At 65.1% G+C, this 13,280-nt stretch carries 13 protein-coding genes; 10 read left to right on the top strand and 3 right to left on the bottom strand.

Features of this window, described 5'->3' with window-relative positions; genetic code table 11:
- The first annotated feature begins 76 nt into the window (after nt 1–76).
- Nucleotides 77–1,285: a hypothetical protein gene (locus NCR34_RS17040; RefSeq protein WP_250500612.1), complete on the top strand. Its 1,209-nt coding sequence runs from the start codon at nt 77–79 to the stop codon at nt 1,283–1,285.
- 326 nt (nt 1,286–1,611) lie between these two features.
- Here NCR34_RS17040 and NCR34_RS17045 read toward each other — a convergent pair whose 3' ends face one another.
- Together NCR34_RS17045 and NCR34_RS17050 are read right to left on the bottom strand one after the other, a co-directional pair.
- The gene (locus NCR34_RS17045) at nt 1,612–2,076 is read right to left on the bottom strand and encodes a hypothetical protein (protein ID WP_250500613.1); all 465 of its coding nucleotides are present in this window, start codon (nt 2,074–2,076) and stop codon (nt 1,612–1,614) included.
- Between the two features lie 223 nt (nt 2,077–2,299).
- Nucleotides 2,300–3,127, bottom strand: a complete 828-nt coding sequence (locus NCR34_RS17050; protein ID WP_250500614.1) for a shikimate dehydrogenase family protein — start codon at nt 3,125–3,127, stop codon at nt 2,300–2,302.
- 374 nt (nt 3,128–3,501) lie between these two features.
- On the opposite strand from NCR34_RS17050, the gene NCR34_RS17055 reads away from it, so the two are divergent.
- Complete coding sequence (locus tag NCR34_RS17055) at nt 3,502–4,902, top strand: cytochrome P450 (RefSeq protein WP_250500615.1); 1,401 nt, start codon at nt 3,502–3,504, stop codon at nt 4,900–4,902.
- On the opposite strand, the gene NCR34_RS17060 is transcribed toward NCR34_RS17055, so the two are convergent.
- Nucleotides 4,896–5,528, bottom strand: coding sequence for a helix-turn-helix domain-containing protein (locus NCR34_RS17060; protein WP_250500616.1), 633 nt, complete (start codon nt 5,526–5,528; stop codon nt 4,896–4,898). The genes NCR34_RS17055 and NCR34_RS17060 overlap by 7 nt on opposite strands.
- A gap of 210 nt (nt 5,529–5,738) precedes the next feature.
- On the opposite strand from NCR34_RS17060, the gene amaB reads away from it, so the two are divergent.
- The 8 genes from amaB (at nt 5,739) to NCR34_RS17100 (ending at nt 13,262) form a co-directional block, all read left to right on the top strand.
- Nucleotides 5,739–7,238, top strand: a complete 1,500-nt coding sequence (gene amaB / locus NCR34_RS17065) for an L-piperidine-6-carboxylate dehydrogenase (protein WP_250500617.1) — start codon at nt 5,739–5,741, stop codon at nt 7,236–7,238.
- Between the two features lie 34 nt (nt 7,239–7,272).
- Entirely contained in the window at nt 7,273–8,445 is a 1,173-nt protein-coding gene (locus tag NCR34_RS17070) for an NAD(P)/FAD-dependent oxidoreductase (protein WP_250500618.1), read from the top strand.
- Between the two features lie 165 nt (nt 8,446–8,610).
- Nucleotides 8,611–8,817 carry a hypothetical protein gene (locus NCR34_RS17075; RefSeq protein ID WP_250500619.1) on the top strand — a complete coding sequence of 69 codons (207 nt, stop codon included), beginning with the start codon at nt 8,611–8,613 and terminating at the stop codon, nt 8,815–8,817.
- A 249-nt stretch (nt 8,818–9,066) separates the two neighbouring features.
- A complete protein-coding gene (locus NCR34_RS17080; protein WP_250500620.1) occupies nt 9,067–9,615 on the top strand; it encodes a hypothetical protein in 549 nt (182 codons plus the stop codon).
- A 115-nt stretch (nt 9,616–9,730) separates the two neighbouring features.
- On the top strand, nt 9,731–10,117 hold the full coding sequence (locus NCR34_RS17085) for a PaaI family thioesterase (protein WP_206468431.1): 387 nt from the start codon (nt 9,731–9,733) through the stop codon (nt 10,115–10,117).
- Between the two features lie 6 nt (nt 10,118–10,123).
- Nucleotides 10,124–11,044, top strand: coding sequence for a LysR family transcriptional regulator (locus tag NCR34_RS17090; protein ID WP_250500621.1), 921 nt, complete (start codon nt 10,124–10,126; stop codon nt 11,042–11,044).
- Nucleotides 11,045–11,154: 110 nt separating this feature from the next.
- Nucleotides 11,155–12,348 (top strand): CaiB/BaiF CoA transferase family protein, encoded by a 1,194-nt coding sequence (locus tag NCR34_RS17095; RefSeq protein WP_250500622.1) that lies wholly within the window; start codon nt 11,155–11,157, stop codon nt 12,346–12,348.
- Nucleotides 12,345–13,262, top strand: coding sequence for a hydroxymethylglutaryl-CoA lyase (locus tag NCR34_RS17100; RefSeq protein WP_250500623.1), 918 nt, complete (start codon nt 12,345–12,347; stop codon nt 13,260–13,262). The genes NCR34_RS17095 and NCR34_RS17100 overlap by 4 nt, the downstream gene beginning before the upstream one ends.
- Nucleotides 13,263–13,280 lie beyond the last annotated feature (18 nt).

Raw genomic sequence — 13,280 nt, forward strand, 5'->3', positions numbered from 1 at the left:
CATGTCATCGCGGAGCGTTGTGCGCCTGAAAACGCATGCCGCAACGAATTCATTTAACGATAGGCGGAGTTGAGACATGGAAGGAAAACATACTCATTGGATTAGCGCCCTCGCTTCGGCGGCCGCGTTGGTTTTACTTGCCGGTTGCGGCGGCGGTGGTGGTGGCGAATCGACTTCGAACGGAACGGGCACGACCACGTCGACGAGTCCGGGCGGAACCTCGTCGTCGGGCGGCGGTTCGACCAGCACCACGCCGACGCTCGCCGCCGCGACGCAAGTCGTCGATGGCACGGCGCTCGGCGCGGCGCAATGGGCGAGCGGCTCGACCGCGAGCGGCGGCACGGGCCAGCAGGTGAGCAGCCTGAACTGCACGGTCGCGGGCAATACGTACAGCTACTCGCACCTGTCCATCTATCAGAACGGCAAACAGCTGGCGCTGCCCGCGAATATCGGCACCGTCGCGCCGACCATGGCGTTGCAGACCGGCTGCGTCTATCCGGTACATACCGACGACAACACCGGCAAGATCCGCATGGATGAAACGAGCAATGCGTCATACACGCTCGGCCAGTTCTTCGCCGTGTGGGGGCAGCCGCTTTCCTCGACGAACGTGGCGGGCATCACCGGACCGGTCACCGCATGGGTGAACACGGGCGGCGCGCTGCAACAATACACGGGCGATCTCGCCGGTCTCGTCCTGCCGCAGCACGGCGAAGTGACGCTTGCCATCGGCACGCCGCCCGCGCAGATTCCGACCTACACGTGGATCGATCCGCCGGCGTTCAACACCAATCCGGTCACGCTGGTTTATGGCGGCGTCGTCGGCGATACGGACGCGTGGGGGATCGGCGGCACGGCGACGGGCACGACCATCGATGGCATCACTTGCGCCGCGGGCATGGCGGAGACGTTCCACGTCCACGCGCACGTCGCGATCATCAAAGATGGTCAGTGGCTGCGATTCCCGAAGCAGATCGGCATTCCGGGAAGCTGCAACTACGAGATGCACACGCATGACCAGACCGGCATCGTCCATATCGAAACGCCGAACGTGAAGACCTACACGCTCGGGCAGTTGTTCGACATCTGGGGCCAGCCGCTCACGACGACCAACGTCGCGGGTATCCAGGGCAACGTCGTGGTCTATATCAACGACAACGGCGACTCGCGGCGTTATCTGGGCGATCCGCGCGATATCGTGCTGACCTCGCATCGCGATATCACTTTCCAGATCGGCTCGCCGGTCAACGCGCTCCCCACGTACTCGTGGTACGAGCCGCAATAAGCGGTAAGCGATAAGCAGTAAGCGATAAGCGGCGCCGGAAACGGCGTCGACACAAGCGGGCGGCGTTCGGTGAGCGCCGCCCGTTTTCATTGCGCCAGACAAAAAAAAGCCGCCCGGGGTAGGCGGCGAGAGCGCGTCCGTTGCGAGACTGTCCCGAACCGGGGAACGGACGCGTGAGGAGACAACGGGATGCAGGTGAGTATCGCAAGGCCGCATGGCCGACTCAACCGGCATTTGGAAGCACTGCGTTTCGCGTTGGCGCGATTATCGCGATCCGCGCAGTTCTAGCGGTGTCCGTCGCAGAAGCCGGATGCGTTCCAAGCGAATCAGCATTCGTTCGACGGCATCAGACGCGGATAGCCGGGCTGCGCCGAATAGACGGTCGTGACGCATGCGCCGGGTTGCACGTCGAGCGTGCTGTCGATTTCCCGCTTCGCGCCGTCGCGGGTCTGCACGCCGTAGCGATACACCTTCGCGGTTTGCTCCGGCGCCTTGTCGAAGAGGCTCGTCAGATCGAAGCTCAGTCCCGCGCCCGCCCCGATGCCGCTCCAGCCGCTGCCGCCTGCGCCGCCGCCGCCGACGCTCACCGCCGGCCCCGACGACGCCGCCGCGCCGGTGGCGACCGTCGTCAGGTACTGCTTGTCCGCGATGCGTCCGTTGGCGAGCCGGGCGTCGGCGGGAAGCGCGCCGGATGCGCCCGGACCGCTTGCGCACGCCGCAAGCAGCGCGCTTGCGACGACGGCGACGCCAGCCAGCGCCGGGCATTTGACGATGCGTTGATACGATTTCATTGCAGCCTTCGTTGAGCTTCTGAAAACCCTCCGTTCGACGTCGAGCGTCTGTGCCGCAAGAGCCGCGAAGCATCGGACAAAAAATGCCGCCCGAAAAGGGCGGCGAGCCGATGTGTCGACGGCAGCCGGCATGCGCGGCTGAGGGAGGCGCGCGCGCCGCGGTATGGTGCAGCAGCGCCGTGCCTATTTGAACCAGACTCCTCCGATTCCGCCAGCCGCCGATTCACTCGCGCAGCAGGAAGTCCACGATGGCGTCGCAGACGCGGCCGAACATCTGCGTGCCCGTGACCGTCGGACAGCCGCGAGCTCGGGCGGCTTCGATGAACGGCGTGATGGGCGGCTTGGTGACGACATCGCCGACGAACGTGGTCGCGGGAAGGCGCGATACGTCGAACGGCAGCGGATCGCCCGCGCGCATGCCGGCTGGCGACGCGTTCACGACGATGTCGTGTGTCGGCGCGTCGCCGTCATCGGCGATGCTCACCGCGCCGCGTCCCAGCGATGCGAGCCGCGAGACGAGCGCGCCGGTGCGTTCGGCATCGAAATCCCGGATGGCGAGCGACGCCACGCCGGCCTCGATCAGCGCGTGACCGATGGCCGAGCCCGCGCCGCCCGCGCCGATCAACAACGCGCGCTTGCCAGCCGGCTCGCAGCCTGCGTCCGCGAGCGCGGCGACCATGCCGACGCCGTCGGACATGCCGCTGTGCCACGTACCGTCGGCATTGCGTCGGAGCATGTTGGTCGCGCCCAGGAACGTCGACTCGCCGGTGAGCGTGCGGCAGTACCGCGCGGCGCTGAACTTGTGCGGCACCGTGATGATGATGCCGTCGACGTTCTGCATTGGCGTCACGCCGGCGAAGAAGGCGTCGAGATCGGCCGGCGCGACGTGCGCGGGAACGACGATCGCGTCGCGGCCGGCCGCGCGCATCGCCGCCGTGACGCCGGAGGGCGAGCGCACCTGCGCGATCGGATCGCCGACGATGAAATACACGCGGGTTGCGCCGCTCAGGCCCGCATCGAGCGATGCGGAGAAGGATGTGTCGTGCGCCATGCGTCGGGTCTCTCCGTTGGACGCGCGGGGGAGCGCGTGCGTCGATGTGAAAAAGCGTGGATGGCGAACTGTAGTGGAGATTGAAAAGGGCTTCAATGAAGTCCCCTACGAGAAGCAACTAACGGTCGAGCCGCTGCGCCTCCGCTAAGTTAAGAGAGGAAGACACACGCTGAAAACCGCGTCTTCAAAAGCAGGCAGGCGACCGAGCCACTGACGCCCTCTGCGCAGTGCGCCATCGATGACCACGCGCGCCAACGCAAAGCAGCACACGCCCTCGATCGGCTAACCCTGCACTATCCTTTGCAAATCAAGCCCCTTCCGAGGCCCATCATGTCAGTCGCGACCGCATCGCTCCCGCGCGTGAAGTCCACGACTTGCCGTCGCCGCGCGGTCTGCCGCTCATCGGCAATCTGCATCAGCTGCCGCCTGCGACGCATCATCTGACGCTCGAACGCTGGGCCGCCGAGCTCGGCACGCCGTACGTGTTCCGGCTCGGCCGCACGCCGGTCACGGTGTGGTCGGACATCGAACTGAGCCATGCCGTGATGCGCGAGCGGCCCCATCGCTACCGGCGCTACGAGCCGATCGAATCCGTGCTGAAAGAGTTCGGCTGCAATGGGCTCTTTTCGGTGGAAGGCGCGGCGTGGCTGCCGCAACGCCGCCTCGTCATGCAGGCGCTCTCCATTCCGCACATCAAGGCGTTTTATCCGACGCTCGCGGCCATTACCGACCGGCTGCGGCGGCGCTGGGAAGCGGCGGCGCGCTCGGGCAGTGTCGTCGATATGATCGCCGACCTGAAGCGCTTCACGGTCGATGCGACGAGCGCGCTCGCCTTCGGCGAAGACCCGAACACGCTGGAACGGGAAGGCGACCTCGTCCAGCAGCATCTCGCGCTGCTTCTGCCGATGCTCATGTCGCGCGTGAATGCGCCGTTCGCTTACTGGCGCTATCTGAAGATGCCGCGCGACCGCCGCTTCGAGCACGCGATGGCCGAAGTGCATCGCTACATTCGCGCGCTCATGGCCCGTGCGCGCGAACGCATGCAGCCACAGGAGGAGCCGCGCAATCTGCTCGAAGCGATGCTCGCCCTGCGCGACGCGCCGGGCGCCGACATCACCGACGACGACGTCGCCGCCAACGTGATGACGCTACTGGTGGCGGGCGAAGACACGACGGCGACGTCGATTGCCTGGGCGCTGCTGTTTCTCGGAACCGACGATGCGCTTCAGGCGCGCGTGGCGGCCGATGCCCGCCACGCGCTCGGCGACGCGCGCGTGTGTCCGACTTACGACGCGATGCGCGCGCTCGATTCGTGCGAAGCCGTCTGCACCGAGGCGAGCCGCCTGCATCCGGTCGCGCCGTATTTGTCGTTCGAGCCGCTGGAAGACGTGCAGTTGTCCGGCGTGCGCTTGCCGGCGGGCACCAAAATGTTCATGCTGAATCGCCCGGCCATGCTCGATACGCGGCATTTCGCCGATGCCGCGCGCTACGACCCGCAGCGCTGGCTGCGCGATCGTCGGCAAAATGGAGACTCGGACGCGCCGACGCATGAACCCCGCGCCTGGATGCAATTCGGCGCCGGGCCGCGCGTGTGTCCGGGGCGGCATCTGGCGTCGGTGCAAATGCGGCTCGTCGTGTCGATGCTGACGGCGAACTTCGTCGCGCGGCTGGCGACCGATCCGGCGAACATCCACGAAGTCTGCGCCTTCACGATGGTGCCGAGCGAGATGCGGATGCGGCTTCGACTGCGTGATAAGCCCGTCGCGTCTCACTGAGCATCCGGTGCGGACGCCGGGGCCGCCGGCACGCCGCCTCCGGTGGCCATCCACAGCACTTCGGCGTCCTCTTTGCTCGTGGAGATCGCCGCGTGCCCGGTACGGCTGTCGAAGTAAATGCTGTCGCCAGCGTTCAGATGCGTCGGCGCGTAGAGTTCCGAGTACAGACAGACGCTGCCGCTGATCACGTACAGAAATTCCTCGCCTTCGTGACGGCCCCAATCGTCGAAGGCGTCGAGCGTGTGCGCGGAGATGCGGATGCGAAACGGCAGCATCGCCTTGTGCGCGAGCTCGGTGGCGAGCAGTTCCATCTGATAGCCGCGATACGCGTGGCGCTGGCCCTGATCGCGGCGTGTGAGCGCGCGCCTTCCGCTCGCGCTCGGCGCGCTCGTGTTGCCGAACAATTCGCCCAGATCGATGCGCAAGCCGCGCACGATCTTCTGGAGCACGTCGAAAGTGGGCGACATCAGCCCGTTCTCGATCTTGGAAAGCGCCGAGCGCGACACGCCGCACAAGCGGCTCGCCGTCTCCAGCGTGATGTCCTGCGCCACGCGCGCCTGTCTGACGCGGCGGCCGAGATCGGCTGCGGACTGCTCGGGCGCCTGGCGGGTCGGTAGGGTCGTCATCACGATGCGAGGAAATTTTGTTTCCGATAATAACATCGACGCGATCGTCGACGGCGCCGCCGTCGAGCCGGAGCGCCTCGGGAGAACCCGTATTTTGGCGGCATTGTGACGCGAGGCATCCGCGCGTATAGTCTCTCGCAACCGCGCGAAGTTTCTGATCAGAAACACGTCGGCGCACCGTTCAACGCAGCAGCACGAGAGGATTCCACCGTGGACGCTCAATCGATTCTTTCCGACCTCGGCATTGCAGGGCTCGTCGAGGACGGCGATCTCGCCGTCACGTCGCCGATCACGGGGCAGGTCATCGGGCGCGTGAAGCGCCACACCGCCGCCCAGGTCGACGCCACGCTCGCTCAGGCGCGCACCGCGTTCGCCCACTGGCGCAACGTGCCCGCGCCGCGGCGCGGTGAACTCGTGCGGCTGCTCGGCAATCGCCTGCGCGAGAAGAAGACCGCGCTCGGGCGGCTCGTCTCGCTGGAAGCAGGCAAGATCCTGCAAGAAGGACTCGGCGAAGTGCAGGAGATGATCGACATCTGCGACTTCGCCGTCGGTCTGTCGCGGCAGCTTTACGGCCTGACGATCGCATCGGAAAGACCGGGGCATCGCATGGCGGAGACGTGGCATCCGTTCGGCGTGTGCACCATCATTTCCGCGTTCAATTTTCCGGTCGCGGTCTGGTCGTGGAACGCGGCGCTCGCGCTCGTCTGCGGCAATGCCGTCGTCTGGAAGCCGTCGGAGAAAACGCCGCTGACCGCGCTCGCCGTGGATCGCATCTTTCGCGAAGCGCTCGACGAGTTCGGCAGCGCGCCGCCGGGACTCGCAGCAGTCGTGATCGGCGACCGTGACATCGGCACGCAGCTCGTCGCGGACAAGCGCTCGGATATCGTCAGCGCGACGGGCAGCACGGAGATGGGCCGCGCGGTGGGCGTCGAGGTCGCGCGCCGCTTCGGCCGCTCGATTCTCGAACTCGGCGGCAATAACGCGGGCATCGTCTCGCAGACGGCCAACCGCGATCTGGCGCTGCGCGGCATCCTCTTCTCGGCGGTCGGCACGGCGGGCCAGCGGTGCACGTCGCTGCGGCGTCTCTTCGTCCACGACAGCATTTACGATGAAACCGTCGCGCGTCTCAAAGACCTGTACGCGAAAGTGCCCATCGGCAATCCGTTGAACGACGGCGTGTTGATGGGGCCGCTCATCGACGTGCAGTCGTTCGCGCGCATGCAGGACGCGCTGGAACAGGCGAAGGGCGAGGGCGGCAAGGTCTTCGGCGGCGAGCGCGTGACGGTCGAAGGCTGCGAGAACGGCTACTACGTGCGCCCCGCGCTCGTCGAGATGCCCGCGCAAACAGAAGTTGTCCTAAAGGAAACGTTCGCGCCGATTCTCTATGTGATGCGCTACCGCGATTTCGACGAAGCCATCGCGCTGAACAACGCGGCCGTGCACGGCTTGTCGTCGTGCGCGTTCACCACGGACCTGCGCGAAGCCGAGCGATTCCTGTCCGCGTCGGGCAGCGACTGCGGCATCGCGAACGTGAACATCGGGCCGAGCGGCGCGGAAATCGGCGGTGCGTTCGGCGGCGAGAAGGAAACGGGCGGCGGACGCGAATCGGGCTCGGACGCGTGGAAGGCCTACATGCGCCGCGCGACCAACACGATCAACTATTCGTCCGAATTGCCGCTCGCGCAGGGCATCGACTTCAATCTCGGCTGAAGCGTTCAACGCAAACGACTGCGACGGGGGCGGCGTGGCTCAACAGATAGTGATCGTCGGTGGCGGCGTGATCGGGAGTTCGGTCGCGTATTTCTTGCGGGCATGGGACCCGGGCGTGCAGGTCACGGTGATCGAACGCGATCCGACCTACGCGCGCTCGTCCTCTGCGTTGTCGGCGGCATCGATCCGCCAGCAGTTCTCGACGCCGCTTTCCGTGCGCATGTCGCTGTTCGGCATCGAGTTCCTGCGCGACATCGGCGAGCGGCTCGAAGTGAACGGCGAGCGGCCGTCCATCGACTTGCACGAAGGCGGTTATCTCTTTCTCGCGACGCCGCGCGGCGAAGACACGTTGCGCGAAAATCACGCGATGCAACGCGCGCTCGGCGCCGACATCACGCTGCTCGATCCCGCCGCGTTGCGGGCGCGCTTTCCGTGGCTCAATACGGACGACTTGGCGGCGGGCGCATTCGGCGAGCGTGGCGAGGGCTGGTTCGATGGCTACGGCCTCGTGCAGGCGTTGCGACGCAAGGCCCAGTCGTTGGGCGCCCGTTACGTGACGGCGGACGTGACCGGCATCGAACGTGAAGGGCGGCGCGCGACGCGCGTGCGCGCATCGAACGGCGAAGCGTATTCATGCGATATGGTCGTGAATGCGGCCGGCGCGTGGTCGCGTGCCATTGCGGCGATGCTCGGCATCGACCTTCCGGTACACGCGCGGCGGCGCAGCATCTTCAATGTGTCGTCGCCGGCGAAGCTCGACGCCTGTCCGCTTCTGATCGACCCGACCGGCGTCTATTTCCGTCCGGAAGGCCGCACGTACATCTGCGGGACGTCGCCATCGGCGGATAACGACCCCGACGACCTTCCGCTCGACGAAGTGGACCACGCCCTTTTCGACGACGTGATCTGGCCGACGCTTGCGCATCGCGTGCCGCAGTTCGAGGCGTTGCGGGTCGAGCGCTGCTGGTCCGGCTATTACGAATACAACGTGCTGGATCAGAACGCGATAATCGGCTTTCATCCGGCCATCGACAATTGCATCTTTGCAAGCGGCTTTAGCGGACACGGCCTGCAGCACGGCCCGGCAACCGGTCGCGGCGTCAGCGAACTAATCCTGAATGGCCGCTATACGACACTCGATCTAGCGCCGCTCGGTTGGGCGCGTGTCATGGAAGGCCGGCCGATCGTGGAGAAAAACGTCGTTTAGGGAATGCTGTTTTGTACGTCGCGAATACGCTTTAAGCCGACGCTCTTTAAATGATCGACACCGTCTTTCCTCGCGTCTATCGATGAAATCCACTAGGGCCAGTTGGCCCGAGGAAGCGCATGCTGAATATGTCTCGATTATTCGAGTGTAAACAGGAGGCAAAAGATGGATGCTCGATCCAATACGCAACACGCGCATTTTGCAGAATGGATGGACGATCAGCAGGCGCCGGGCGACTCGACTGCAACGGCTTGCCACCGCTCCAGCCAGGTGTGCGCCGAACCGGAATATGTTGCCGACGTATGCGGCCGTTTCGCGGGCGAAAAAACAGAAGAGGAACAAAAGTCCTGCGTGGTTCGCGGATATAACTAAGCGTTTTGCACTGCGATTCGTTGCGCGGCAATTCGGCATTCGAGAATGGGCGCGCAGCGAATATCGATAGCTAAAGGCAATTCGCGCCGGACGGCGGATTTGCGTATCGTAAAAGGCGCGCAGTCGTCGCGGTCGGTTCGCCACATTCCATCGTTAGAAGATATTGCGCCGACGCAAGAAGAAAACAGTGCGTCGCTCGAATCCGTTTTCTTTCTGAACGCCTACGCTGGCGCATGTGGAACTGTCCGCATGAAACGCCTGACCGCGCCTTTGCGCGTCTGCTACGCGTATCGACTGGAGCGCCGTATGATGCACGTCGATGAACACGCGGCAGTCGAGCCACGATTGCCGCCTTCCCTGTCCACTGTTTCGTTGGAAATCGACGACCGTGCGCATCGCATCGACTCGCCTGTGCGCGGACGCTCGTTCATCGACGCGCGCAACGACGCGGACCGCCTGCGCCGGGCACTCGCGGCCTCGACGTGCGTGATGGTCGCGTGGTCGCTCTTCGAAGTGCCGTGGGAAATCGACGCCGACAGCCGCGGTCAACAGATCGCCGCCGTGCTGACGGCCAAGGCGCTCCTGATGCTGATCGCGGGGCTTGCGCTGCGCGGGCGGCGCTTCGCGCGCTATCTGCTGTTGTTCGTGTGCGTCACGAGCGTGCTCGCCATCGCGCCCGAACTGCCCGGCGAGTTCGGGCATGCGCCGTGGCTAGCCATTCTCTCGACCGTCGAATGCCTGACGAAGCTCGCCACGCTGACGCTCATCGCGCTTCACCTCAAACCTCGTCTGCGCTGAACCTGCGTCGTCCTTGCCGGGGCCGGCGCGCGCAGGCGCGGCCCTGCGATGGCACAATCCTCCCAAGCTCAAAAGTCGACGCGACGAAGAAGCACTGACGCAGGGAGGCGCACAGTTGGCGAATCTGGATCTCGACAATCCTTTCCTCGAAGCACTCGGCGCGACACTGACCGCGTGGCGCGACGGCTACGCGGAATTCACGATGCCGATACATGCAGGCCATCTCAACCGCCAGCGCATCTTGCAGGGCGGCGCAATTGCCACGCTGCTGGATGCCGCCTGCGGCTACACCGGTCTCTTCACGACGGCATCCGCGCCCATTCACGGCTTCACGCTCTCGCTCACGGTGAATTACCTCGATCGCGGCATCGGCGATAAGGTCGTGGCCAAAGGCTTTCTCGAGCGCAAGGGACGCTCCGTCTACTTTGCGCGCGGCGAGGCGTGGGTGGACGATCGCGTGATGATCGCGAGCGCGCAGGGAACCTTCAAGTACGCGCGCTGAACGGTCATGGCGCTCAAGAACCTGCTGCGGCGTCTCGACCTCACGACACTTCAACTCTTCGTCGCGGTTTTCGAGGAAGGCACGCTCACCCGTGCGGCGGATCGCGAGGCCATCGCAGTGTCGGCGGCCAGCAAGCGGCTGCTGGAACTGGAGCAGGCCGTCGGCGCCGCGCTCTTCGAACGCAAGGCGCGCGGCATGGCGCTGACGCCCGCCGGCGAGACGCTGCTGCATCACGCCCGCCGCGTGCTGCGCGATGTCGAGAACATCGGCATCGAACTGGCCGAGCATGCGAGCGGCGTGCGCGGCTACGTGCGCATGATGGCGAACCTCTCGGCCATCGTGGAGTTCTTGCCGGAAGACTTGCGCGCGATCTCCGCCGCGCACGGACAGATCAAGATCGATCTCGAAGAACGGCCGAGCGGCGGCATTGTGGATGGCGTGCTGGACAGCCTCGTGGATCTCGGCATCTGTTCGGGCGATGCGGATACGCGCGGCCTCGAAAGCACGCATTATCGACATGACCGGCTGATTATCGTCACGCCCGGCGATCATCCGCTCGCCACGCGCGAATGCGTGTCCTTCGCCGATACGCTCGACTTCGATCACATCGGCCTGCATTCGGCCAGTTCCATCAACGCGCGCACGCACCTCGCCGCGCGGCAGGCGGGCAAGCCGCTGCGGCTGCGCATTCACGTGCCGGGCTTCGATGCCGTGTGCCGCATGGTGCAGGCCGGCATGGGCGTCGGCGTGTTGCCGCTCGCAGTGTTCGAGGCGATGGGGCGGCAACTTGGACTCGCGGCCGTTCCGCTGGACGAAGCGTGGGCCGCGCGCAGTCTCATCATCGTCGTGCGGGATGCGACGGCGCTCTCGCCGGTAAGCCGGCTGCTATACGACCATCTTCGTTCGATAGAAGCCGCGCAGCGCTGAGCGCCGAGCGTTCGCATTTGGCGAACGGTGCTTGCCGAAATGCGGTTGGACGCGGTGCGTGCGCCGCCCATAAGCTTGTCTTCAACGATACATTCACGGAGACAAGCAACATGAGCGGACCGCTTACGGGCATTCGCGTGATCGAGATCGGCACGCTGATTGCCGCACCGTTTGCCGCGCGCATGCTGGCCGAGTTCGGCGCGGAAGTCATCAAAATCGAGGCGCCCAATGGCGGCGATCCGCTTCGCAAATGGCGAAAACTTCACGAGGGCACGTCGCTCTGGTGGTATCTCCAGTCGCGCAACAAGAAGTCCGTTTGCGTGAATCTCAAGTCGCCCGACGGGGCGGACGTCATCAAGCGTCTGGCCGCCGATGCGGACATCGTCATCGAAAACATGCGGCCGGGCGCGCTCGAAAAACTCGGGCTCGGCTGGGACGCTTTGCATGCAATAAACCCGAAACTCACGATGGTTCGCATCTCTGGCTATGGACAGAACGGTCCATACCGCGATCGTCCGGGCTTCGGCGCGATCGGCGAGGCAATGGGTGGCATTCGGTATACAACCGGCGACGCGGACGGCACGCCGTCGCGCGTCGGCATCAGTCTGGGCGATTCGCTCGCGTCGCTTCATGGCGTGATCGGCGCGTTGATGTCGCTGCTGCGCGTGAAGACGGGGCAGGGCGACGGGCAGGTCGTCGATGTATCGCTCGTCGAAAGCGTGTTCAACCTGATGGAAAGCCTGGTTCCCGAATACGACTTGCTCGGACACGTGCGCGAGCGAAGCGGCGGTGCGCTGCCGGGCATCGCGCCGTCGAACACGTACCGCACGGAAGACGGCGGCTTCGTGGTGATCGCGGGCAACAGCGATCCCATCTACAAGCGCCTGATGAAGGTCATCGGCCGCCCCGATCTCGCCGACGATCCCGCGCTCGCTCATAACGATGGCCGCGTGCGCCAGAGCGCGATGCTCGATGAGGCGATCGGCGCGTGGACACAGCATCACGCGATGAACGACGTGCTGGCCGCGCTCGAAGACGCGGATGTGCCGTCGGGCCGCATCTATTCGGTCGCGGACATCATCGGCGACGCGCATTATCAGGCGCGCGACATGCTGTTGCAGGCGAGCTTGCCGGGCGGCGTATCGGTGAAGATGCCGGGCATCGTGCCGAAGCTCTCCGACTCGCCAGGCGAAGTGCGTTGGCAGGGCCCGGCTCTCGGCGAGCACACGCAAAGCGTGCTCGCTTCTCTCGGCTTCGACGAAAGCGACGTGCAACGGCTGCGCGCGGAAGGAGCCGTCCAATGACGCGCAATTACAGCGAACAGTTGATCGTGCAGGAAGTCGCGCCGCGCGACGGCTTGCAAATCGAGGCGAAATGGGTCGAGACCGCAGACAAGATCGCGCTGATCGACGGGCTCTCGGCGTGCGGCTTCGCGCGCATCGAGGCGGGCTCGTTCGTCTCGCCCAAGGCGATTCCCGCACTGCGCGATGGCGATGCGGTCTTCCACGGCATTCGACGCGCGCCGGGCGTGGTGTACGTCGCGCTGGTGCCGAACGTGAAGGGCGCGCAGCGCGCGGTCGCGGCAGGAGCCGATGAACTGAACCTCGTGATGTCGGCAAGCCAGACGCACAATCGCGCGAACATGCGCATGAGTTGCGAAGCATCGCTCGATGCCTTCGCGGAGATAGTTCGGACAACGAATATAAGTCTGAATGGCACGGTGGCCACGGCGTTCGGCTGTCCTTTCGAAGGCAACATCGATGAAGACCGCGTCGTGTCCATTGTCCGCAGCTATCGCGAGATGGGCATCGAAGGAATCACGCTGGCGGATACGACGGGGATGGCGAATCCTCGTCAGGTCGAGCGCGTCGTATCACGCGTGCTCGAACTTGCTCCGGCTGCCGCGTTGACGCTGCACTTCCATAACACGCGCGGTATGGGACTCGCCAACGTGCTGGCCGCATACGACGCAGGCGCGCGACGCTTCGATGCCGCGTTAGGCGGGCTGGGCGGTTGCCCGTTCGCCCCCGGTGCGTCCGGCAACATCTGCACCGAAGACCTCGTGAACATGTGCGACGAGATCGGCATTCCGACGGGCATCGAACTGGAGAGACTGATCGCGCTGTCCCGCACGCTGCCTGCGCTCGTCGGCCATGAGGTGCCGGGGCAAGTGGCGAAGGCCGGGCGCAATAGCGACCTGCATCCCGTGCCCGATTGATTACCCCATCATAGCGAG

It is taken from the genome of Caballeronia sp. GAWG1-5s-s (assembly GCF_023631445.1).
Lineage (GTDB): Bacteria > Pseudomonadota > Gammaproteobacteria > Burkholderiales > Burkholderiaceae > Caballeronia.